This window comes from Desulforamulus reducens MI-1 (genome assembly GCF_000016165.1).
Taxonomy (GTDB): Bacteria; Bacillota; Desulfotomaculia; order Desulfotomaculales; family Desulfotomaculaceae; genus Desulfotomaculum; species Desulfotomaculum reducens.
Map to the genome: position 1 here is coordinate 3,522,374 of NC_009253.1, position 20,927 is coordinate 3,543,300.

The following is a 20,927-nucleotide window of genomic DNA, read 5'->3' on the forward strand; positions in this document are numbered from 1 at the left end:
ATACCACCGAGCAATAGCCTTTCCTACGCAAAAGTTGTGTTTTTGCCTTCTCCACCAAAATTTAAGTTTAAAACTACTTTCAGTAGGTTAAGCTAATTTGCGAGAAGCCATAAAAGTGTTATTGGATTGTGTGAAAAACCTTGTGGAGAAGGCCTGGATTTGACCGAATCCAGTTTTCACAATAATTAACACCTTTCGGGCTTCTTTTTTTATGTCATCTTCCTTTGGAAGAATTACCTGAGGCATCATTTGACGTAGTACTGCTTTGATAAATTTAAGGTTAGCTTTAAATCTACGGCGGTAAAATTGCAGATGTTGTCTTTGCCACTGTAACCTTGATGTTAATACTTTTAAAAGAGGAATTAGGTTTAAATAATGCCACAGTAGAGCCAAGAAGATCGTTACCAAGGAATACTGAAAGTATGGTAAGCAAAATGACGGCAGATAGGAAAAAGTATGGCCACAATACTTACAATAATATCGACGAATTAAGATGCGACCATTAAAACCAAGGGTTATTACATTGCGAATGTAGTATCCGTGAGGCCTGGGAGGTACAGGGATTTTGCAATCTGGATGTAAGCAAGTATGTGGCTTCGGAAAGGAATATTCATAACCACATTGATAGTATTGTTTTGGTGTGGTCTTAGAATCAAAAATAAGTTGCATGATGATAATCACCTCGCAACTCAAAATACCCAATTAGGACTAAAATTATATGAGAAAAAATACTCAAATTAATTTAGTGCTTAAGCTATTCGCAGATTAGTTAATCTGATAATTATTGAGCCTATATAGCTAGATTAAATTGCTAATCTACAATAATTGATCTTTGATAAAATCCGGAGCATTTGCTGCTTTAAAGCTACCAAAGCCTATGTTTACGTGCCCTTCTGTATAAAATCCAATGATATAATCTTGATTCTCCCCATCCCACACTTCTGAATAGTTTCTTAAACAAATCTCAATCTGGTCTTTATCCTTGATTTCTAATCGTTTTGTACCTTTTGTATCCAGCCATTCTCCATTTCTCCGCTTTGCTTCCCATTGTTGTGTACTTTCTAGTTTTTCTACCACAATATAATCAATCTCCTCCGGGAGGATTCTTGCATTTTTTAGATAGCCCTTGTCCTTTAACCATGCTTCAAAGTTGCCATAGGATTTCTCCCAAGAAGTATAGATTTCTCTTCTGTCCTTGTCCATCTCTCCTTTTCGGTATTTTTTCATTTTATCATCGGAGATCAAAAGACGGATGCTTGCCCATGCTGTTCTGTGGTCTGTCATCTGCTCATAGGTCTCAGCTTCAATATCCTGTTTTAATATATGGAGGGCTTCTTTAATCTCCTCTGGATTTAGGATAACAGCTTCCTTCGTGTCTTGTCGATCCAGGGACGGTTGAATGGTCATTTTTTCAACATCCGAAGCGGCTACCCTTAAAGCATCATAATAGAACTTTTTATATTCTTTGGATTCATAAATGGGTTTTAAATATTGGGTGTAACAATCATCATTAATGGAATAACCCCGGGTTATCTGGCTGCCATCCCTTAGGTGATAAACTAAAACCCTTTCTCTGGTTGATTTTTTATTACCATATTTGTTTTGCAATTTATCCTTTATCAGTTGCTGATGCAGGAGATATATATTTTTTATATTTGCCCTATCCACATATAATTTTTGCCCATTCTCAAATTCATAGAAGCCATTGCCAAAACTTATACTTTTAATCTCATTCACCTCGGGAAGCCGCCTCTCATAGCCCATCAGATCAAAATGCAGGCCCAAGAATATTACTATGATCACACCAGCATAAATACCATAGTCCTTGATATTCTTGAAAACAAAAAAGGTTTTTTTCAGTACCATCTCTGCAACGTAATAACCAATCAGCGAACCAAAAACATAGCCAAATATAATCCAGTTTATGTTGTGCTGGGTATGATAAAAATAAGAACCTGCCACTAACATGGTACATAGGGTGACACCAAATTTAAAAACCCAGCGAAAATGCTGAAAGGCAATGGTCTGAGAAGCTGTCTCTAACTTTCTTTTATCATATAAAAATTGAGCTAGAAAATACAAACCAAGGCAAACTATAATGTAGGTGGCTATTTCTCCATTCCCCATCTTATTAGTATCATTGAAGCCATCCAGAAGCCTAACTATCGGGGAAAGCTTCTCCTCATTGATCTGCCAATTGTAAGCAAAACCATACAGGAAAATATTCAGTGAATCCGTTAACAGTACAGTCAGGCCCAGGGGTAAAAATAGGAATATGGTAGCAATAATGCCTTGAACCACTGACATGCCCACCAGCATGCCTACAAAAACGCAAACAAAAAAGATCGCCAATTCTGTCAGGATTATAAAGCCTGCCCATATAGCAATGTCTAAAATGTTAAAATATGCGCCCAAATCTAAGGTCTGATTTAAGATTAATGAAATAAATGCCGTCAGCAAAACCGGTAAAATCAACAATATAAGGCTTGTTAAAATGTGAGTTCTATATAAGACCTTTCTTTTAATGGGTAAACTGTGCATCATATCTGATGAATTTTTCACCTGCATATAACGAAAGATAAAAATACCCATGAAAAGTGAAACGACCAGAACTAATACCCCTTGCATATCTCCGCCATTAAGATAAAATAACTCTTTTATAACGGTGTAATCTGGATCTTCTTGGCCATAGGTCATTAAAATGTGTAACGGTACGACGAAGAACAAGGCGAGGGTATACAAAATGCCGAGCCAACTAAACCTTTTAAGATCATCCATAAAAACGCCTTTATTAAATAATGATGTTTTCAATGGCATAGCCGATCCCTCCCATCTCATAGATAAATATTTCTTCCAGGGTCAAGGGTAAAATATCTAAAATCATTGGATTATGTTTATTAAACTGTTTTGTAAGCTCCTCTTTATTACCACGAATAATAAAAAGCTTCACACTGCCCCGAATCTCTTCATATAAAATTTGGGCATCCTGCAAAATTTGCTCAGGCACATCTTCTTTAAAGGCCACCTGAATTTTATGTACATCAGACTTAAGGTCATCTAGCTCTTTCTCTAAAACCAAGGTGCCCTGGTGCAAAATACCTATGGTGTCACAGAGATCCTCAAGTTCTCTTAAATTATGGGAGGAAATTAAAACGGTCATTTCTCTCTCTGCCACATCTTGAATGATTAGGTTTTTTACTTTCTGCCTCATGACAGGGTCCAGACCATCCAAAGGTTCATCTAAAATCAAATATTCAGGCATGGTAGACAAAGCAAGCCAAAAGGCTACTTGTCTTTGCATCCCCTTAGAGAGTCGATTGATTTTTTTATTAATATCAATACCAAAGGCCTCTTTTAGCTTATTAAAACGTTGCTGGTTCCAGGAAGGATAAATATTACTATAAAACTTTGCCATATCCCTTACGGAGTAGGTAGAAAAAAAATACAATGCATCTGGGATGAAAATAATTTTTGCTTTGATCTCCACATTCTCAAAGACCTCTTGTCCTTCAATACAACAGGTCCCCTGATCTCCCTGATAAACGCCCACCATGGTTTTGAGGAGAGTGGTTTTCCCTGCCCCATTGGACCCCACTAAACCATAAACAGAACCTTTATTTACCTTGATGTTAACATTTTTTAACGCTGCCAAATCCTCAAAGGATTTACTTAAATCTTTTATTTCGATCACTTCATTCTCCCCTCCTAACGGTACTCTCGACCTGTGAAATTATAGCCATAATTTCTTCATGCTTCATCCCCAGATACATGGCCTCCGATAGAATTTTTATCAAATCTTCCTTTAATTTTGCTAGTTTCTCGTTATTTTTCTGGTGGTCAATCCTGGCTACAAAGCTTCCTTTGCCTGGTAGGGAGTAAATATATCCCTGCCTTTCTAGCTCTCTATAGGCCTTTTGAATGGTGTTGGGGTTGATGGTTAATTGTTGAGACAGGATGCGTACAGAAGGCAGTTGCTCATCTGTTTTTAAAACTTCATTGATAATTGATTCCTTAATTTTTTCTACCAACTGTTCGTAAATGGGTAATCGACTTCTTAAATCTAAATCAAACATCGGCTCCCCCCTTCCGTTACATCTGTATTATCTATATTACTAGTATTAGTACGGTTACATTATAGATCTCCGTTTTGGATTTGTAAAGACTTAGAGCAAATGAAATTTGTTTAGGGTTTTCAGACTAAATATAAGAGACCCTGAATAGGGTTCCACCCTACGGCTTGTCCTCTTGCCTGCTGCACCCTTTAATCTTAGCATTTTTAGCAAAACAGATATTAGGTTAATTTCTTTATGCAATATCACTCCAAGTATATTGACGCCGCAAATCTTCCGTGTTAAAATAATATTTTTTTAAATTTAACTGTTTATATGATATACTTAATAAGTTATCCTAAATAGGAGGTGGACTTAATGTTTCAAATTGGCGATAAAGTTTTTTATCCTATGCACGGGGCCGGTGTTATTGAAGCAATTGAAGAAAAGGAGATACTTGGGAATAAACAACTTTATTATGTAATGCAGATCAGAAACATGCAAGTAATGTTTCCTATGAAGTCTGACATACCACTTAGACCTGTTGTGGATTTAGATATATTAGACGTCTTATTTACGACTTTTAATGAAGAGGCACTAGATCTAACCCTCAAGCCAAACCAAAGATACCGTAGTAATATGAATAAAATGAAAAGCGGGGATATTTACCAAGGGGTTCAGGTCATCCGTGACCTAATACTCATGAGTAAAAAAAGGACTCTTGCCACCGGGGATAAAGCAATGTTAGATAATGCGCTACAAATCTTAATTAGTGAACTTGTATTAGTAAAAGGAATTACTGAAGAGCAAGCCGTTGATTTAGTAAACGGGGTTATTAATCATTAGGTAGGTACCGCTGGAAATAAAACTCTATATTTTAAAAACAAAAAACTGCCTCTAACAAATGTTAAGGGCAGTTTTTTTATCAATTATAGCTTTACAATATTCTCTGCTTGGGGTCCACGATTACCCTCAACAACATCAAACTCAACACGTTGGCCTTCTTCCAGTGTCTTGTAACCATCACCAGTTATGGCACTGAAGTGGGCGAACACATCCTTGCCACCTTCCACTTCGATAAAGCCAAAACCTTTCTCCGCATTAAACCATTTTACTGTACCTTGCATAGAATTACCTCCAAAAATTAATTTAATATGCTCTTTTTTATTTTTCCAAGAAATAAAAAAATCACACATTGTAAAAGGTTCCATTGCACAAATAATAACCCTTTACAATGTGTAATTTAGGTTTAATTTATGACAACTCACTATACCACATATTATATTACAATGCAAGTTATTACCAAATAATAGGGTCAGACTTAATTATCGAGAATAAATTAAGCCTGACCCCTACTCCACTTACCCTAGGGTATTTAGTGATATCGTTATTTTAAATAAATCACCATCCACCTCAATATCCAGGTTGCCCTGGTGTAGATCTACAATGGATTTTGCAATGGCCAAGCCAAGCCCCGATCCTTCTGTATGCCGGGAGGTATCACCACGTTTAAAACGTTCGAAAAGCTCATCGATATTTTCACCCAGTTCATACTTGGCAATGTTTTTAAATACAATTGTTGCTTTATTGGGCAAAGCCTTTATCGAAATATAGACTCTGGTATTTTCCAGAGAATATTTCAAACTATTGCCAATGAGGTTATCAAATACACGCCACATTTTTTGCCCATCCACAATGGCATAAACAGGCTTGTCAGGCTTGGTAACCCGAAATTGTAAGGTGGATTCACTTATTGCCTCATTATGTTCGGCAAGTGCTTGCTCTAAGAGCTGAACAAGATCCACTTTTTCCTTTACTAACTCAATGCTGCCGCTGGCCATTTTGGAGGCTTCAAAGAGGTCATCGATAAGTATCTTTAATCTTTGGGACTTACGGTCAATAATTTCAATATAAGCCTCACGATCTTCCTATGGGATATCCGGTGTCTTCAGTAGTTTTGTATAGGTAATAATGGATGTAAGGGGTGTGCGCAGATCATGGCTAACATTGGTAATCAGCTCTGTTTTTAATCGTTCACTTTTAGCCTGTTCCCTTTGGGAGGTTTTAACGCCATGCTTTAGGCTGTTGATATTGGCGGCTAAAGTTGCCAATGTGGATTTGCCTATTATAGGTACGTCTGGACCCATTTCTCCTTGTGCCAATTCACTGGTATTTTGTACAATCCGATTAAAATAACCGCTGCACTTAAAAATGATCACCAACAGGGGAATCCCCACAACCATGAATAGGGGGCCATAAAAAAGGATAACCTCGGGCACCACAACCACAACGGCAGCACCGAAACCAAAGCCAAATACCACAATTAGAAGAAGTACTACCTGGGTGCCCACACTGCGATTTAGAAATGCTTCCTTTATCCCCTGGAATAACTCTACAATTTTGTATTCAATGGGTGTTAGTCTTACAACTTCTCCATTTACGGTGACTTCTTTGGCGGACTGGTCTAAGGTAAGACCCTTAAGATCAATGACCTTATTGATCCCTTCATAGGTACCCAATGTAACGTATCTTCTCAACTGCGATTTAACCCGGGCAATTAGTTCCAATGGATTAAAGGGCTTTGTGACATAATCATCGGCGCCCACTTGAAGTCCTAAAATTTTATCCATATCTTCGCTTTTGGCACTGAGCATAATAATGAATATTTTGTTTTTCCCATATCTTAAAGGTTGTGGCAATACCATCAAGCCGCGGCATCATAATATCCAAAATTATGAGGTGAATGGTATGTTCATTTAATTTTTCAATGGCTTCAATGCCGTCCTTTGCTTTGATAACCGTAATACCTTCATTCTTTAGGTATATTTCAATGGCATCTCTGATTTCTTTATCATCATCAACAACCAATACAAAATAATTCATTTGCACTCTCCTTTCCTCAATATATTATTATTTTTCTTGTCACTAGCCAAATTATAAAATGAAATTCTTAATATCTGGGCAGTATAAAACTTAAGACTTTCTTGATTTAACAATTTTTTTAAGAAGGGTCCCCCTCAGAAGAACAATAAAAAGCTAGAAGAAACACAAAATGCACCCCATAGATTAGACTTTTTAAGTGTCTATTCTATAGGGTACATTTTAATTAACTTCTAGCTTTTGCATCAAAGTAACCTCTTGAAGACTTGAGAAAACCGTTATATACCCAAAATTTCTTTAAGATCATCCTCGGAGAGGCTAGCCATTGCCGTTTCCCCGGGCCGGATAACTTGTTCAATTAGTTCTTTTTTCTGTTGCTGCATCTCATATATTTTTTCCTCAATGGTTCCTTTAGTAATAAGCTTTATCACCTGAACACAATTCTTTTGTCCCATGCGGTGGGCTCGTCCAGCTGCCTGCTCTTCAATGGCAGGATTCCACCACAGATCATATAAAATGACTGTATCGGCACCTGTTAAATTCAGTCCGGTTCCGCCGGCTTTTAAAGAGATAAGAAAAAGATCCTTCTCCCCATTATTAAAACGTTGCGTCATTTCTACACGATCCTTGGCAGGGGTCTGTCCATCAAGGTAAAAATAGCTCTTGTTCAGCCGGTCTAGTTCTTCACAAATAATACCAAGCATGCTGGCAAATTGAGAGAATACTAGGAGCCTTCGTTTGTTTTCTAAGGTGTTTTCAATTATTTCCATAAGCTGCTCTAGTTTGCCTGATTGGCCGCTATAGTTTTCCAGGAAGAGCGAAGGATGACAACATAATTGTCTTAGGCGTGTTAATCCTGCTAAAATCTTAATACGGCTTTTTTCAAATCCTTCTATTTGTAAGGCATCTTTAGTTTCTTGTCTTATTTTTTCTAAATAAGCTAGATACAGTTCCTTCTGTCCTTTGGTTAATTCCGATTGATGAACGGTTTCAATTTTTTCCGGCAGCTCTCTCAATACATCTTGTTTTACCCGCCTTAATATAAAGGGGCGTACCATCCGGGCAATGCGGTCCCGGGTAAGTTTGCTAAAGGCACGTTGACTTTGAAAAAAACCAGGCTGTATGGCGTCAAAGAGAGACCAAAGTTCGTCTAGGGAATTTTCAATCGGTGTTCCACTCAAGGCAAATCGTTTGGCTGCCTGGAGCCGTTTCACTGCTTTGGCTGTTTTAGTCAAATGGTTCTTAATGGACTGGGCTTCATCTAAAATAAGGGAGTCAAATTCTTTCTCTGCGTATACATCCTGGTCCTGTCGCAGTAGCGGGTAAGAGGTGACGAAGACATCTGGTTTACATTCACGCAGTAGTCTGTCCCGCTCCTCCGGCGGGCCGTAAACCACCACAACATCTAAGTGGGGTGCAAATTTTTCAAACTCACTTTTCCAGTTGTAAACCAGGGAAGCCGGAGAAACAACCAGTGAAGTCCTTCTCTTCTTTTCATCTTGATTTTTTTCGGAAAGAAGATAGGCAATGGCTTGCAGGGTCTTGCCCAGCCCCATGTCATCGGCCAAGATGCCGCCCAGCTGATAATGGGCCATGGTTTTCAGCCACTGAAAGCCAGTTTGTTGATACTCCCGCAATGTTGCATTTAAATCCGCGGGCAATGCAAAATCAATGGCATCGGGATTCTTCAAATCTTGGATCAGGCGGCGAAATTTCTTGCCTAGCTTGATTGAACTTTGATTTACGCCGTTCATGATACTTTCAACTTGTAAACCACGATAAACAGGGAGCTGGAATACGTCCCTCTTAAATTGCCCCTTGTGGAGGTGTAATTCCTCAAACAAATGATTCATCTCTCGAAAGGCTTCATCTTCCAGTGAAACGAAAGCGCCGCTGTTCAATCGGTAATATTTTTTCTTTTCCACCACAGATTGCAAAATATGTGTAACTTCTTGGTGGTCAATTCCCTCCAAGTCAAAGCTAATCTCCAATAAATTGCCCTCTGAATTAATATCAATCTTGGTCATGGACGCATGTTGTTTGGGCATAATCAGAGCTTTGACGGCACTGGTTAAATATAACTCCGCCTGTTCTTGAAGTTTTGGCAGAGAGGTATATAAGAAATCGTAAATCTGATCCTCACCATCCAGGTAACATTCCTTGCCGTTATACCTTAAAGGAGTATTTTCAAAGATTTTCATGATTTCCTGTTCTTTTTCCACCTGCCGCAGGAGGATTATTTCTTTTTCTGTCTTTTCTGTTGCCGCCGATTGAAAGGGATCAATGATAATGTCTCCATAATGGTATTCGATTTTTGCCAATATCCGCTCGTCTTGCCGATCCACAAATACCTTTACGGTTAGGTCCGGGCTGATAATTTGATTGGACACTTGGGCCGCTATTTCCACTCTACCTAGCTTCTTTAATCCAGGTATCACATGGGAGATAAAGGGCTGTATTTGGCTTTGTGCCACCTGTAAAGTGTTTCCATTGGGTTCCTGTAAAAAACGGTAAATATTATCTAACAAAGACTGCTGGGTGGGGGATAATTTATAAACAACATTGTTCTGGACCAGCCAGCCATAGGACTCATAGTAAGAGGTCCGCTCCAATGAAGTCAAATCAATTTGAAAATCCCCGTTGGACCCTTTTTCTAAGTTAAAAGTAAATGGTAGTTTACATTCTTCACTATAGGGCTCAAAAATTAGGCCAGCTTGTTCTTCGAAGGTAACATTTCTACCTTGTAATTTGGCAAAAAGCTTCTCCGCCAACATTGGCGGAATAACTAGCAACCGCTCCCCCTCTATTTTTGAATGATAATAACTCTGTTGCTTGTGGTAAAATTCTTCCTGTTTGTTAATCTCCTGTAGGATTCGAATAATTTCTTGGTCCTCTTCTAAAAAGGTATGTTCCGTAGGTTGATAGGTAAATTTTTTCGTAAAATAGTAGTTATCTTGTTTTTCAATACACTGCAAAAATTCGCGAAGGTTTTTGACAATGTAGGGCCGCTTTTCTCCTACTTTTAACTCTATCTTGAGTAGCTTGTTCCGGGAAGGCAGCCCGTAGAAATACTCTTTAATAATATATTCAACTGTTAATACTTGTTTATGGTGGTTCTGCTTATCCTTTTCCGTCAGGTTGAGTCCATTCACAAAGGAATCAATCAGTTGTCCCGCTTTGTAATATTTGCGTGAAGCCCCTTTGTTCTTTTCTGGTTCTGCAATATTCCGGGGTGCTTTCCCCATGTCTTCTCGTTGTAGTTGCTCAATTTCCAGCAAAACTGCAATAATGTGTTTACAGGTCCAATAGGTTTCATAAGCTGGGCAGTCGCAGGTGGCATCTATGTCATGATCCGTCAAACGAATAACTACCTGATATTCCTCACTGCCAACCACTTGGGCATAATAACTGTCTTCATCGAAATCCTGAATTAGTTCAAGGACACGCCCCTGTCTAAAATAAGAGACCCCCCGCTGGTAAATAGAAGGGGAGCCGCACCATTTCTGAATATATTTGGTTGATAATAAAATCATGTAAAACACCTCAAAATTTTGGACATTGAAATAGCCATTACTACTACTTTATCATTAACCAGCAGTTTTCTAAAAGGTAATTGTTTCTTTGAGGGTCCCTTACAACCTTGTGCTTTTAAAGTAGTCGGTAATATTCAAGGTGGCAAAGTAATCTGCCGGTGTTTCTGCCCTACGGATCAACTGGGTGCTGCCGTCCTCTTTCAATAAAATCTCTGCCGAGCGCAGTTTTCCATTATAGTTATAACCCATGGCAAAGCCGTGGGCACCTGTGTCGTGTATGACAAGCAAATCACCGATGTCAATTTTCGGTAACATCCGGTCAATGGCAAATTTATCATTGTTTTCGCAAAGTCCCCCGGTGATATCATACTTATGGTCACAGGGCTGATTTTCCTTACCCATGACGGTAATATGGTGATAGGAACCGTACATGGCTGGACGCATCAGGTTGGCAGCACAGGCGTCTAGCCCGATATAATCCTTGTGGATGTGTTTCTCATGCAGGGCCGTTGCAACAAGGCATCCGTAGGGCCCCAACATAAATCTACCCAGTTCTGTGTAGATGGCCACATCATCCATACCCGCTGGTAACAGGACTTCTGCATAGGCCTGTTTAACACCTTCACCAATGGCCATAATATCGGCTGGTTGTTGCTCAGGCTGGTAGGGTATCCCCACACCACCGGAAAGATTAATAAAGGAAATGTGTGCACCGGTTTCGTCATTCAACTCGACAGCTGTTTTAAAAAGAATCTTGGCCAACTCGGGATAATATTCATTTGTGGTAGTATTGCTGGCCAAAAAGGCGTGCAAACCAAAATGCTTCACACCGTATAATTGTAGTTTTTTAATGGCCTCGGTTAGTTGACTGCGAGTCAGGCCATATTTGGCCTCACCGGGTTTATCCATAATGGCGTTGCTGATTTTAAAATCACCACCGGGATTATACCGCAGGCTGATGGTTTCAGGCATTTCCGCAATCTGCTTAAAAAAGTCGATGTGGGTTATATCATCAAAATTTATAATAGCTTGAAGTTTGTTGGCACAGATAAAATCTTCGGCTGGTGTGACATTGGAGGAAAACATAATTTCCTCTCCAGCAAATCCTACGGCCTCTGCCAGCATTAATTCTGTCAGAGAGGAACAATCCGCACCGCAACCCTCTTCCTTTAAAATATTAAGGATAGCGGGATTGGGTGTTGCCTTTACCGCGAAATATTCCTTAAACCCTTTGTTCCATTGGAAGGCCTTTTTTAATCTACGGGCATTTTCTCGGATACCCCTTTCATCATACAGGTGAAAGGGCGTAGGGTATTGTTCTGTAATCTCTTTTAATTGTTCTAAATTGACAAAGGGTTTTTTCATTTTTCATTACTTCCTTTCATGATATCAATAAGCCTTATTTCGTTCTTTATAGAGTCCTTTAATAGTTCCACCAGGTTTTCCTTTTTTGAAAATAGGCAGGTTGAGTTTTCGCCGTCCGCAATATCACCGGTTAAAACATTTGCAGAATCGGCAATCAGTCTTATTTGATGTTGGGGCTTTTCCGCATGATATACTATTGCACCGGCCAGTTCAAAGGGTTGATTGGTAATGATGACAATTTTAAGTCCCCGGGCTATACCATCCTTTAATTCTGCCAGAATAACGTTGCATGTTTTCTCAGCTACTGAAAGATATACCCGTTGTTTGGCTTCAAGGATCATATTTCTCATTTTATCTAAAATATGTTTCTCTCCCTTGACAGTAATATATCCTTCGCTTTCTTCTCTTTTGTCGGGCATACTTTTTATTAAATCCTGCTTAGTTTGCTGCAATTGTCGAATTTTGTTTTCGCAAAATTCTTCAATTGGCACAGGCGTATAACGTGTTGCTGTTCCTTCAATTACATAGGCTGCACCCTTTTCCACCAACCCGGCCAGGGATGTATAGGTATTGGAACGTGAAATACCAGTTAACTTAGCAACCTCATAACCCGTTAATTCACCTTCTACGGAAAGGGTTGTATAAATCGTTGCTTCCTGTCTTGTTAAATTAAAATGCATAAGTAATTCATTTATATCCATGCTGTCACCACACTATCTAGTAACTATATCTTTTTTAAAATAATTATCATTTACCAAAACCCTTACTAATTCTTAACTAAAAGAAAAACTTGTCCCACTCTTCTGTAATACCCTTTTTCATTTTTTAGTGTTCCTGATTACGAATACTATAATGTGTCTCCTGTATTTTGTCAACCTAAATAATAGTCAGCATGATAAAAAAACAGAAGCCTGGGAAATTACCCGGCCTCTGTGAAACAACGGTTTCGATAGTCTTTAAAACCTTCATTTATTCATATATGGTTACTTTTATCTTGCATAATATTTTATAAACCCTAGGTAAATCAACTCAGATTCTCAGGTCTTTTTCAAAGATTGCTATATCAATTAAGACCAAAGTTCATTAAAGAAGCCATAAGCTTGGCTATTTCTGTATTCTCTTTGAAACCACCGAACTTTTCTGCCCCTTCACCTTGCTTACATTAGTCCCTATGGCATGGCAGCTGACTTTTTATCTCAAAATAAAGCAGTACTGTTGGAAAAACCCTTTACTTTTTTTTACCATGACGCGGAAGCTTTAATAAAGCTGGCTGAAAATAATCATACCCTTTTAATGGCCGGTCATTTAATGGAGTATCACCCGGTAGTTCTAAAACTGGCAGCCCTAATGGGCAAGGGGCAAATGGTTCCGTTACGATATATGTTGTTGGAATGCACAAACCTAGGAAAATATTGAATGTATAAAAAACAACTCACCTCCTAGAACCGGAACTGCAGATATCCTGTGGGTAACAAAGGGCATGGGCCTGGTTGAACACTCACTCCTAAACAACGGAGTAAGGCTTGCCTGGGATTGAAGGTGATATAGATGTTAACTGTCAAGGAATATGAGCAGGGGTGCCAAAAGGAATGGGGTGATTTTGTGAATATCCTCTTTATTGAAATAGATCCTCAGTATTTACTGGGCTTACCACCGGCCTTTGAAGAGCACGGCTGTGAAGTTAAGATATTAAATGATATTATTGAAGAAGAATTGGAACAACTGTTAAGCAAGTTCCGACCAGACCTTTTAGTCACTGCGGTATAATCGATTTTTACTGGCATTACCTGCGTCTCAACTTAGCATCACCTACCTGTTGGATTACCCGAATAAAGATATTCCTACCCAGTTAGCTCACTATTCACTAAGTCATTCTACAGATTTTGCTACAGAACTGGCGCCAGCAAGGTCATATATCATTAAAAGCGAGTATGAAACGGTTTCTGGATTAATCGGTGAAAATATACAGGCTATTTTTGTCGCTTCCTCAAAGGAACTTGATTTTTATAGCCAGCATAAAGCTGACATTGCAAAGAAAACCGGCGCCAAAGTGTTTACGAACGAGCCAGATATATTAAAGATATGCAGTGATAAATGGCTTACGGTAAACTTTTTAAAAGAGCATGGCTTTAATTATCCTCTTACCCTACGCTATCCGGAAGATCAGGATCAAATCGAAATTCTAGGGGAAAAATTAAGCAAACTACAATATTAAAATGCAGTTTAATCAGGCAGTATAGAGATTACCTTGTCCCCTCTGAGAAAATTGTTTTACTACAGAAGAAAAAGCAAATAGAGGCCAACCAGTTAACAGGTAACTAAGGGTTTAAATCTTTATCAGGTACGGATGTTAAGATTAATTTTTTAACTGTAAGTGGCAAGCTAAAGCCCCTTCAAAGATATTCTCGGAAGGGGCTTTTAACTGGAAACTATAAGCTTTTCATTAAGCGTATATTAATTTCCTCAAGAAACTGCCTGGTATTGACTACCCTTTTGTCTCCTTCGACAAGAAGGGCCAGGTCCTTGGTCATGATTCCTTGCTCAATTGTCTCTATGGACGCTTTTTCCAGTTTATTGGTGAATTCCACCAAGGCATCAAGCTGGTCCAGCTCACCCCTTTTTCTTAAAGCACCTGTCCAGGCAAATAAAGTTGCCACCGGGTTGGTTGAGGTTTCCTCTCCCTTGAGATGTTGATAATAATGTCTTGTTACTGTTCCATGGGCCGCTTCATATTCATAATGTCCTTCGGGTGAAACTAAAACCGATGTCATCATGGCTAAACTACCAAAAGCAGTGGCTACCATATCTGACATTACATCCCCATCGTAGTTTTTACAGGCCCAGATAAAACCACCTGAGCTGCGGATTACTCTGGCCACAGCATCATCAATCAAGGTGTAAAAATACTCAATCCCCGCAGCGGTAAACTTTTCTTTGTATTCCCGGTCATATACCTCTTGGAAAATATCTTTAAAGGTATGGTCATATTTTTTAGAAATTGTGTCTTTAGTAGAAAACCATAGGTCTTGTTTTTGATCCAGGGCGTAATTAAAGCATGCTCTGGCAAAACTCTCAATGGAGCGGTCCAAGTTGTGCATACCCAACAGGATACCTGGGCCAGCAAAATTATGGATTACTTCCTTCATTGCCTGACCATCTTCCCCGGTAAAAACTAATTCCGCTTTTCCTTTGGTCTTAACTTTTAATTCCACATCTTTATAGACGTCGCCGTAGGCATGTCTGGCAATGGTAATGGGTTTTTCCCATGTTCTGACAAAGGGTTTAACATTCTTTACAATAATTGGTGCCCGAAAAACCGTTCCATCTAAAATGGCTCTTATGGTGCCGTTCGGGCTTTTCCACATTTGTTTTAAGTTGTATTCCTCTACCCGTTGGGCATTGGGGGTGATGGTGGCACACTTCACTGCAACACCATATTTTTTAGTGGCCTCGGCAGCTTCCACAGTGATCTTATCCTCTGACTCATCCCGTTTTTTGAGACCCAAGTCATAATACACAGTTTGTAAATCTATGTAAGGCAGTAAGAGAATATCCTTAATCTGCTGCCATATCACTCTGGTCATCTCATCGCCATCCATCTCCACCAAAGGAACCTTCATTTGAATTTTGTCCGCCATTGATTTCATCCCTTCTGACCTTTTTGAAATATTAAGGTATTATACAACATCTAAAACCAGAAATGAACCTCTCCGGCGTATGCATGCAAAATACATAACCCGAAATAAAAAATCTATCCCAATTCTTTTTCGGTTATCAAAAGTTCTACTAAACGTATGTTTGTCAATCCTGCTTTTTTTCCGCTATCAACCAATACATTAATATTTTCATGGGAAAGGGTATTGAATACACTGGCTTTTTCAAGGGGAACGCAAACAGGAGCCTCGGAATTGCTATTCTTGAGGTAACCCTGATCTGATTTAACCACAAATAATCTCACTTAATTATCAGCCCCTTCAGCTTCTTTTAAAGAAAACTTGGCTTCCGCTATACCCTATAATTAGCCCTCTAATCCTGCTGTTGCTAACACCATCTTTAATTTTGCAAGTCCCTTTTGGGTTTCTCTGTTTTGCTCTTTAACCCAATCTTTCAGTTTGTTAAGCGCAGACCCCGAAGCAATAATTTCTTTAGCATAAATGCATCCTTCTCTTATGCTGCTGCTTAATCCCATCATATAAAAAATTAACGCAGCATTAAGACAAACAATATCCTGCCTTGCTTCATCATCTTTTTTGCTTAAAAGAGTGACCAGCCTTACAGCTTCCTTCTTTCTCTCCCCCAACGGCTGCAGCTTGTGTTTTTGGGTTCTTTGAATTCCCATATCCTCGGGAGAAAAAGAGTACTTAACAATTTTGCCATCTTCTTTTAGCTCCGCAATTACCGTTTCGCCAAGCGTAGAGGCTTCGTCCATACCATACTTCCCGGTTTCATCCATCCCATGCACAACAAGAGCCTTTTTATAGCCAATTTCCCGCATAACTTTGGCAACAGGTTCTACCAGTTCCGCTGAATACACACCCCGTACCCCATATTGCGGAAGAGCAGGATTGGCAAGGGAAGCAGCAATATTTAAAACTGTCCCAAAAGAAATTTTTGATAAAATCCTACCCAAGGCCTGAGGATGCACCTTTGGACTCATTCCATTAAAAATTCCTATTCCTGCTTGTTCAATACTTTGTTTTACAACTGTAGTATCGCATTCAACATCTACACCCAGTTCTTCCAGAATATCTATCGTCCCGCACACAGAGGTAATGGCTCTAGCGCCGTGTTTGGCCATTTTAACTCCCGCCGCCGCCGCAATAATAGAAGCAGCAGTGCTAATATTAAAAGTTTTTATTGTATCCATACCCGTCCCACAGTTATCTACCAAGGGGGATGAAATATAGGGATTTACTTTCACTGTATCTAGCTCATAAATCGCCTCCCAAATTCCTGCTATTTCAGCAGCTGTTTCCCCCTTTGCTGTTAATGCCGCCAGAAATGCTCCTTGCTGCATTTCCGTTTGCGTATTGTTTAACACTTCAGAAAACTTTTCTTTCGCAGTGGCACGGTCCATATTTTCCTTCTGAAGCAATCTGGTGATGAGACCACCAAATTCTTTTTGCTTTTCAATACTCATCATTCATTTCTCCTTATCTAATTTAACATTTAACAACAATTTTAAGTTCTGCCAGTTTCTCCACCATTCTAAGTCCCTCTTTTATATCTTCTAACGGAATAATTTTTGTAATGAGATTATCCACCTCCAGCATCCCGGAAGATAATAATAACAATGCTTTTTTATTGTGTTCCGAAGAACACCCATAGGCTCCAAAAAGTCGGATTTCCTTGTAGTGAAAATTATTCAATTCACCGACAGAAACGGCATGCTCCCCTACAAGACCACTGAAAAAGCCAAATTTTCCCCTTTTACGAAGAATAGACAATCCCTGCCGGAAGGCTGCAATATCTGGACAGCAAGGTATAACGGCCTCTGCTCCAGTTCCATCGGTAAGCTCACGGACTACTTTGACAGGATCTTGCTCCAAGGGGTTAAACAAATGGCAAAATGCAAAGCCGGCAGCCTGGTGGAGTCTTTTTTTATTAACATCAAAAATTGCAATATTTTTTGCACCGCGCAGCTTGGCCAGTTTTGCATTCAAAATCCCCACTGGCCCGGCTCCAAAAATAATAATAGTATCTCCTGAGCCAATGTCCATAGACTCCTGAATGTTAATACAGCATGCCAAAGGCTCTGTCAAAGCAGCAAGTTCTATAGGAAAGTGATCCGGTAGTTTGTTAAGCACCTTTGCCTTGACTCCTTTGGAAGGAATCAGCACGTATTCAGCAAAGCCGCCGTCATAGTGAAAGCCCATTATCTCAATATTTGGGCAAAGATGATTTAATCCTGTAAGACAATTTGGGCATACACCGCAGGGCAAACCAGGAGAAACCTGAACTCTTTCCCCACAATGTACTTCTGTGACCCCTGCTCCAATTTCTACAACTGTTCCGGCTATTTCATGCCCCAAAATTCTTGGTAAATGCAAATCTCGATGGCCTAGACGGTATGATTTCATATCTGTTCTGCAAATACCACAGGCAGCAACCTTTACCAGTACTTCCCCTGCTTTGCAGCGGGGTATTTCTATTGTTTTAAGCACCAAATTATTTGCCTGCTCCAATAAAAATGCTTTCACCTCTTGCACTCCTTTCAATTTATTGCCAAAAAAAAATAAAGTCCACACCAATAATTGGTATGGACTTTCCACATCCTTACTTAGCTTGCCTTAATTTTAAGGCAACATTGATAATTTCAGGCAGGTCTCCTGACTCAGGATCATTACCCTATGCTCCCTTCCCCTTCTTCAGAGTGGATCAATGCATGGATTCCCCATTCACAGTGGCGGGCCCGTTCGAGATTTCCACTCGATTCCCTATTCTCCCATTACAGGCACCTGAAACCAACACTATTTAATTAATATTTATTATATTTATCCTTTTTTACCATGTCAATATCTTCCAAAAGACATGATATATTCTATGTCATTACTATCTTTATTTAATTGCTCAGTTACCGTATTAACTAAGTGAGTTAACGCTTTCATTACGCCGGTATTTCTAGCAACTACGTAATCTATGGGTGCTGAACCACTCTCATCCAGATGCTTCTGTCCTACCGACGTCACTGGTTTCTTTATATTCTTGCAGCCTGATTCTGCTAAAACCAACACCGTCATGGTGGCGTTTAGCAATTGGTTTGTATCCTTGACATGAAAAAACTCTCCATGGGTAAAAAAAACTGCTGTAGGTGCTATTTCTTGAAAGGGTTCGGTTTCTATCCTACTTAAATCCTGCAGAAAACCCCTTCTACATTCACAGGAATAGATAAAAACACTTTCAACAGGTTACCGCCTGGAATCCCTTTTAACATCTGGTCGGAATCAAACGAAACTCCCGTAGCAAATAAAATTAATAGCTTGGACTTGTCGCTGCCTAGCGTAGAGGCAACCTCTCGGCCTAAATTAAATTCATCCTGGTCTTCTTTATAAAAAATACCCGTTTTGACAGTGGTATTTCGAAAAACTGTAAAAGATAGAACAATCTTAAGCCCAGTTACCTGTCCATTCATGATCTCGCCAGAAGTAGTAGTACCAATAATCTTTGCATGAGGGACTAGCGTGGCAATCTCTGCTGACAATCTCGCAATTACATCCTGTTTATATAGGCCACTAAATATCTGTACTAAAATATCTGATCTTTCCGAATCAAACAATAAGCCGTGGTTACTTTCTACAAATTCTGATAAGTGAACATAATCCTCATAGTATGTATTGATTGACTCCACGTTTTGTACCCCCCTATATGCAAAAGAACAACGTTAAATATTCTGGCTGAGTCTCTTAAAATAGTAAACCCTGTCCAGAACAAAAGGGGCTCTACCTATGAAAAATACCATAAGGCAAAACCCTATCCAGTTTAATTCGGTAACCAGAAATTATAACCTTATGGCCTTAGACTTATGGTTTTGTATCCTAAAACTACTATATTAATCAATTTAATGAAGCTATTGTTTTTCTACTTTCTTCGCATACATATATTCTTTTTCTTTGGATAATAACATTATATTGAATTAAATACAATAAATATAGGTGTCTCCTCTGCCCCCGCTTTCCTCTCTATATATACATAATATTCAGTAATTTAATACTATATCAATTATGCCAAATGAGGCCCCTCTTTTTCGCTTCTCTGCTTGTCACGTCACCTACACTATTTCCGAAAAACAGGCGTAAAAAGTAATAAGTAAATCGACAAAGTATGTTACAATATGTCTAATTGGCTAAAATTTATGTTTATAAAAAACGTCAAAAACTATGCTTTCTTCTAGTTACTAATCTTAAAAATAAGGTAGGGTTTTATTTTATATGAGCAAAATAATAAATCAAATTAAAGAAGCATATAAGAAGATTCTCTCTACCAAAGGTTCACCTAAGGAAATAGCTTTAGGTGTAGCCATACCAATTGGTATAGAGTTTTTGCCCATACCACTTATTAACATTCCAGTAGCTTTAGCTATCTCAAAAATCTTCCGAGCAAATGTAATCATAACTGGGGTAGTCTCAATTGCAATAAAACCATTTTTCCCTTTATTTGTTTCTTTTAATTTTTTTGTGGCAAAATTACTGTTCTCCCACTTCAAATTACCCAAGAGAATGATGAAAATATTCGGTATATTTGAAGGATATGGTTATAAATACCTTACAGCGAGTTTATTTGACTGTATAATCATGGCCGTAATATCGTATTTTATAATATACAACCTATTAAAAAAGTATCGAAAAAACCAAACAAAAGAATAATTTATTTATAGTTTTAAACACCTTTTTCGGGCAAAAGGCTTGGAAAAGGTGTTCAAAACTATAATTTACCTAAGTTTTGTCTACTTACACCCTTCTTATAGTTTCACAAATAATTGCAGACCAGTCTTTTCCTTTATAAGCATTGTACCCACGCGTGTGAGCATAACCACATATCTTATCATTTCCTATACGATCCTTTTGAAATATATAACCATAAGTTTCTCCTCTTATCGCACGCTGCACCGCTTCAAGGTGATTTAAGTTATCGCTTAGAATACCCTTGCGACTTCCGGCAAGCTATGATATATCCATGTTTATTAATAATAAATATGTCTCCGTTCTGACCAATCCTGGCTGAATCAATAATGTCATAAATGTCAATTAGCTTTTTCAATAGTTCATTCGCAGCTGTAATACGGTCCGATTCTGTTGAATAAAAGCAACTCTTTACTTTATCGAAACTTGCCCAAGCTTGGGCATCACAATTTCGTTCAAATAGGTTTCTATCAATCTTGTCAATGGTATCATAAGCCACTACACTAAATCCTCTGCCAAGCCTCTCCTGCCCTTGCTGCTTCGATAGCAGAGTTTAATGATAATAAATTTGTACGAGCAGCAATTTCTCGAATAGAATGGATAATCTGGTCCATTTCATTACTGGCACTTTTAAGTTCACCAATTAAGATAGATGCATCAATAGCTAGATTATTTTCTCTCAAAATACATTCACCCCACAT

At 38.8% G+C, this 20,927-nt stretch carries 21 protein-coding genes, 3 pseudogenes and 1 riboswitch; of the genes and pseudogenes, 5 read left to right on the plus strand and 19 right to left on the minus strand.

Annotation, left to right across the window (positions count from 1 at the left end):
* Positions 1-87 precede the first annotated feature (87 nt).
* The 5 genes and pseudogenes from DRED_RS19435 to DRED_RS17235 form a co-directional block, all read right to left on the minus strand.
* Positions 88-393 carry a hypothetical protein gene (locus DRED_RS19435; RefSeq protein ID WP_238442640.1) on the minus strand — a complete coding sequence of 102 codons (306 nt, stop codon included), beginning with the start codon at positions 391-393 and terminating at the stop codon, positions 88-90.
* 15 nt (positions 394-408) lie between these two features.
* Positions 409-669, minus strand: a pseudogene (locus DRED_RS19440) (DUF6431 domain-containing protein); the annotation flags it as partial.
* Positions 670-816: 147 nt separating this feature from the next.
* Positions 817-2,817 carry a DUF6449 domain-containing protein gene (locus DRED_RS17225; RefSeq protein WP_011879528.1) on the minus strand — a complete coding sequence of 667 codons (2,001 nt, stop codon included), beginning with the start codon at positions 2,815-2,817 and terminating at the stop codon, positions 817-819.
* A complete protein-coding gene (locus DRED_RS17230) occupies positions 2,792-3,691 on the minus strand; it encodes an ABC transporter ATP-binding protein (protein WP_011879529.1) in 900 nt (299 codons plus the stop codon). The genes DRED_RS17225 and DRED_RS17230 overlap by 26 nt, the downstream gene beginning before the upstream one ends.
* Before the next feature lies 1 nt (position 3,692).
* Positions 3,693-4,073: a GntR family transcriptional regulator gene (locus DRED_RS17235; protein WP_011879530.1), complete on the minus strand. Its 381-nt coding sequence runs from the start codon at positions 4,071-4,073 to the stop codon at positions 3,693-3,695.
* Between the two features lie 354 nt (positions 4,074-4,427).
* On the opposite strand from DRED_RS17235, the gene DRED_RS17240 reads away from it, so the two are divergent.
* Entirely contained in the window at positions 4,428-4,895 is a 468-nt protein-coding gene (locus tag DRED_RS17240) for a CarD family transcriptional regulator (protein WP_011879531.1), read from the plus strand.
* Positions 4,896-4,978: 83 nt separating this feature from the next.
* Here DRED_RS17240 and DRED_RS17245 read toward each other — a convergent pair whose 3' ends face one another.
* The 7 genes and pseudogenes from DRED_RS17245 to DRED_RS17270 all read right to left on the minus strand — a co-directional run bounded on the left by DRED_RS17245 (position 4,979) and on the right by DRED_RS17270 (position 12,528).
* Positions 4,979-5,176: a cold shock domain-containing protein gene (locus DRED_RS17245; protein WP_011879532.1), complete on the minus strand. Its 198-nt coding sequence runs from the start codon at positions 5,174-5,176 to the stop codon at positions 4,979-4,981.
* 234 nt (positions 5,177-5,410) lie between these two features.
* Entirely contained in the window at positions 5,411-5,890 is a 480-nt protein-coding gene (locus DRED_RS19120; RefSeq protein WP_198006911.1) for an ATP-binding protein, read from the minus strand.
* 87 nt (positions 5,891-5,977) lie between these two features.
* Complete coding sequence (locus tag DRED_RS19125) at positions 5,978-6,292, minus strand: histidine kinase dimerization/phospho-acceptor domain-containing protein (RefSeq protein ID WP_198006969.1); 315 nt, start codon at positions 6,290-6,292, stop codon at positions 5,978-5,980.
* A gap of 144 nt (positions 6,293-6,436) precedes the next feature.
* Positions 6,437-6,932, minus strand: a pseudogene (locus tag DRED_RS19130) (response regulator transcription factor); the annotation flags it as partial.
* Between the two features lie 275 nt (positions 6,933-7,207).
* Positions 7,208-10,462 carry a DEAD/DEAH box helicase gene (locus DRED_RS17260; protein WP_011879533.1) on the minus strand — a complete coding sequence of 1,085 codons (3,255 nt, stop codon included), beginning with the start codon at positions 10,460-10,462 and terminating at the stop codon, positions 7,208-7,210.
* A 99-nt stretch (positions 10,463-10,561) separates the two neighbouring features.
* Positions 10,562-11,827 carry a diaminopimelate decarboxylase family protein gene (locus DRED_RS17265; protein ID WP_011879534.1) on the minus strand — a complete coding sequence of 422 codons (1,266 nt, stop codon included), beginning with the start codon at positions 11,825-11,827 and terminating at the stop codon, positions 10,562-10,564.
* Complete coding sequence (locus DRED_RS17270; protein WP_011879535.1) at positions 11,824-12,528, minus strand: TrmB family transcriptional regulator; 705 nt, start codon at positions 12,526-12,528, stop codon at positions 11,824-11,826. Before DRED_RS17270 ends, DRED_RS17265 begins: the two co-directional genes overlap by 4 nt.
* 475 nt (positions 12,529-13,003) lie before the next feature.
* Here DRED_RS17270 and DRED_RS17275 point away from each other — a divergent pair, with 475 nt between their 5' ends.
* The 3 genes from DRED_RS17275 (at position 13,004) to DRED_RS17285 (ending at position 14,042) form a co-directional block, all read left to right on the plus strand.
* The gene (locus DRED_RS17275) at positions 13,004-13,243 is read left to right on the plus strand and encodes a Gfo/Idh/MocA family oxidoreductase (RefSeq protein WP_011879536.1); all 240 of its coding nucleotides are present in this window, start codon (positions 13,004-13,006) and stop codon (positions 13,241-13,243) included.
* Between the two features lie 132 nt (positions 13,244-13,375).
* The gene (locus DRED_RS17280) at positions 13,376-13,594 is read left to right on the plus strand and encodes a DUF3880 domain-containing protein (RefSeq protein ID WP_011879537.1); all 219 of its coding nucleotides are present in this window, start codon (positions 13,376-13,378) and stop codon (positions 13,592-13,594) included.
* A gap of 49 nt (positions 13,595-13,643) precedes the next feature.
* On the plus strand, positions 13,644-14,042 hold the full coding sequence (locus tag DRED_RS17285; RefSeq protein WP_011879538.1) for a hypothetical protein: 399 nt from the start codon (positions 13,644-13,646) through the stop codon (positions 14,040-14,042).
* 214 nt (positions 14,043-14,256) lie between these two features.
* Here DRED_RS17285 and DRED_RS17290 read toward each other — a convergent pair whose 3' ends face one another.
* The 6 genes from DRED_RS17290 to DRED_RS17315 form a co-directional block, all read right to left on the minus strand.
* On the minus strand, positions 14,257-15,465 hold the full coding sequence (locus DRED_RS17290; RefSeq protein WP_011879539.1) for an NADP-dependent isocitrate dehydrogenase: 1,209 nt from the start codon (positions 15,463-15,465) through the stop codon (positions 14,257-14,259).
* Positions 15,466-15,578: 113 nt separating this feature from the next.
* Complete coding sequence (locus tag DRED_RS17295) at positions 15,579-15,773, minus strand: hypothetical protein (RefSeq protein ID WP_198006912.1); 195 nt, start codon at positions 15,771-15,773, stop codon at positions 15,579-15,581.
* Positions 15,774-15,845: 72 nt separating this feature from the next.
* Positions 15,846-16,970, minus strand: a complete 1,125-nt coding sequence (trpD, locus tag DRED_RS17300; protein ID WP_011879540.1) for an anthranilate phosphoribosyltransferase — start codon at positions 16,968-16,970, stop codon at positions 15,846-15,848.
* Positions 16,971-16,989: 19 nt separating this feature from the next.
* Positions 16,990-18,027 carry a zinc-dependent dehydrogenase gene (locus DRED_RS17305; RefSeq protein WP_011879541.1) on the minus strand — a complete coding sequence of 346 codons (1,038 nt, stop codon included), beginning with the start codon at positions 18,025-18,027 and terminating at the stop codon, positions 16,990-16,992.
* Between the two features lie 102 nt (positions 18,028-18,129).
* Positions 18,130-18,304, minus strand: a riboswitch (cobalamin riboswitch).
* 35 nt (positions 18,305-18,339) lie between these two features.
* Complete coding sequence (locus DRED_RS17310) at positions 18,340-18,516, minus strand: hypothetical protein (protein ID WP_198006913.1); 177 nt, start codon at positions 18,514-18,516, stop codon at positions 18,340-18,342.
* 158 nt (positions 18,517-18,674) lie between these two features.
* Positions 18,675-19,175 (minus strand): FIST N-terminal domain-containing protein, encoded by a 501-nt coding sequence (locus tag DRED_RS17315; RefSeq protein ID WP_011879543.1) that lies wholly within the window; start codon positions 19,173-19,175, stop codon positions 18,675-18,677.
* Between the two features lie 580 nt (positions 19,176-19,755).
* Between DRED_RS17315 and DRED_RS17320 the strand changes: the two genes are divergently transcribed.
* On the plus strand, positions 19,756-20,190 hold the full coding sequence (locus DRED_RS17320) for a DUF2062 domain-containing protein (protein WP_011879544.1): 435 nt from the start codon (positions 19,756-19,758) through the stop codon (positions 20,188-20,190).
* An 84-nt stretch (positions 20,191-20,274) separates the two neighbouring features.
* On the opposite strand, the pseudogene DRED_RS19640 reads toward DRED_RS17320, so the two are convergent.
* A pseudogene (locus DRED_RS19640) lies at positions 20,275-20,927 on the minus strand (methyl-accepting chemotaxis protein).

Excerpts from the sequence above, each read along its gene's own strand:
- DRED_RS17225 (WP_011879528.1), bottom strand. The coding sequence starts at position 2,817 with ATGCCATTGAAAACATCATTATTTAATAAAGGCGTTTTTATGGATGAT.
- DRED_RS17235 (WP_011879530.1), bottom strand. The coding sequence starts at position 4,073 with ATGTTTGATTTAGATTTAAGAAGTCGATTACCCATTTACGAACAGTTG.
- DRED_RS17240 (WP_011879531.1), top strand. The coding sequence starts at position 4,428 with ATGTTTCAAATTGGCGATAAAGTTTTTTATCCTATGCACGGGGCCGGT.
- DRED_RS17245 (WP_011879532.1), bottom strand. The coding sequence starts at position 5,176 with ATGCAAGGTACAGTAAAATGGTTTAATGCGGAGAAAGGTTTTGGCTTT.
- DRED_RS19120 (WP_198006911.1), bottom strand. The coding sequence starts at position 5,890 with ATGGCCAGCGGCAGCATTGAGTTAGTAAAGGAAAAAGTGGATCTTGTT.
- DRED_RS19125 (WP_198006969.1), bottom strand. The coding sequence starts at position 6,292 with ATGGTTGTGGGGATTCCCCTGTTGGTGATCATTTTTAAGTGCAGCGGT.
- DRED_RS17260 (WP_011879533.1), bottom strand. The coding sequence starts at position 10,462 with ATGATTTTATTATCAACCAAATATATTCAGAAATGGTGCGGCTCCCCT.
- DRED_RS17265 (WP_011879534.1), bottom strand. The coding sequence starts at position 11,827 with ATGAAAAAACCCTTTGTCAATTTAGAACAATTAAAAGAGATTACAGAA.
- DRED_RS17270 (WP_011879535.1), bottom strand. The coding sequence starts at position 12,528 with ATGGATATAAATGAATTACTTATGCATTTTAATTTAACAAGACAGGAA.
- DRED_RS17275 (WP_011879536.1), top strand. The coding sequence starts at position 13,004 with ATGGCAGCTGACTTTTTATCTCAAAATAAAGCAGTACTGTTGGAAAAA.
- DRED_RS17280 (WP_011879537.1), top strand. The coding sequence starts at position 13,376 with ATGTTAACTGTCAAGGAATATGAGCAGGGGTGCCAAAAGGAATGGGGT.
- DRED_RS17290 (WP_011879539.1), bottom strand. The coding sequence starts at position 15,465 with ATGGCGGACAAAATTCAAATGAAGGTTCCTTTGGTGGAGATGGATGGC.
- trpD (WP_011879540.1), bottom strand. The coding sequence starts at position 16,970 with ATGATGAGTATTGAAAAGCAAAAAGAATTTGGTGGTCTCATCACCAGA.
- DRED_RS17320 (WP_011879544.1), top strand. The coding sequence starts at position 19,756 with ATGAGCAAAATAATAAATCAAATTAAAGAAGCATATAAGAAGATTCTC.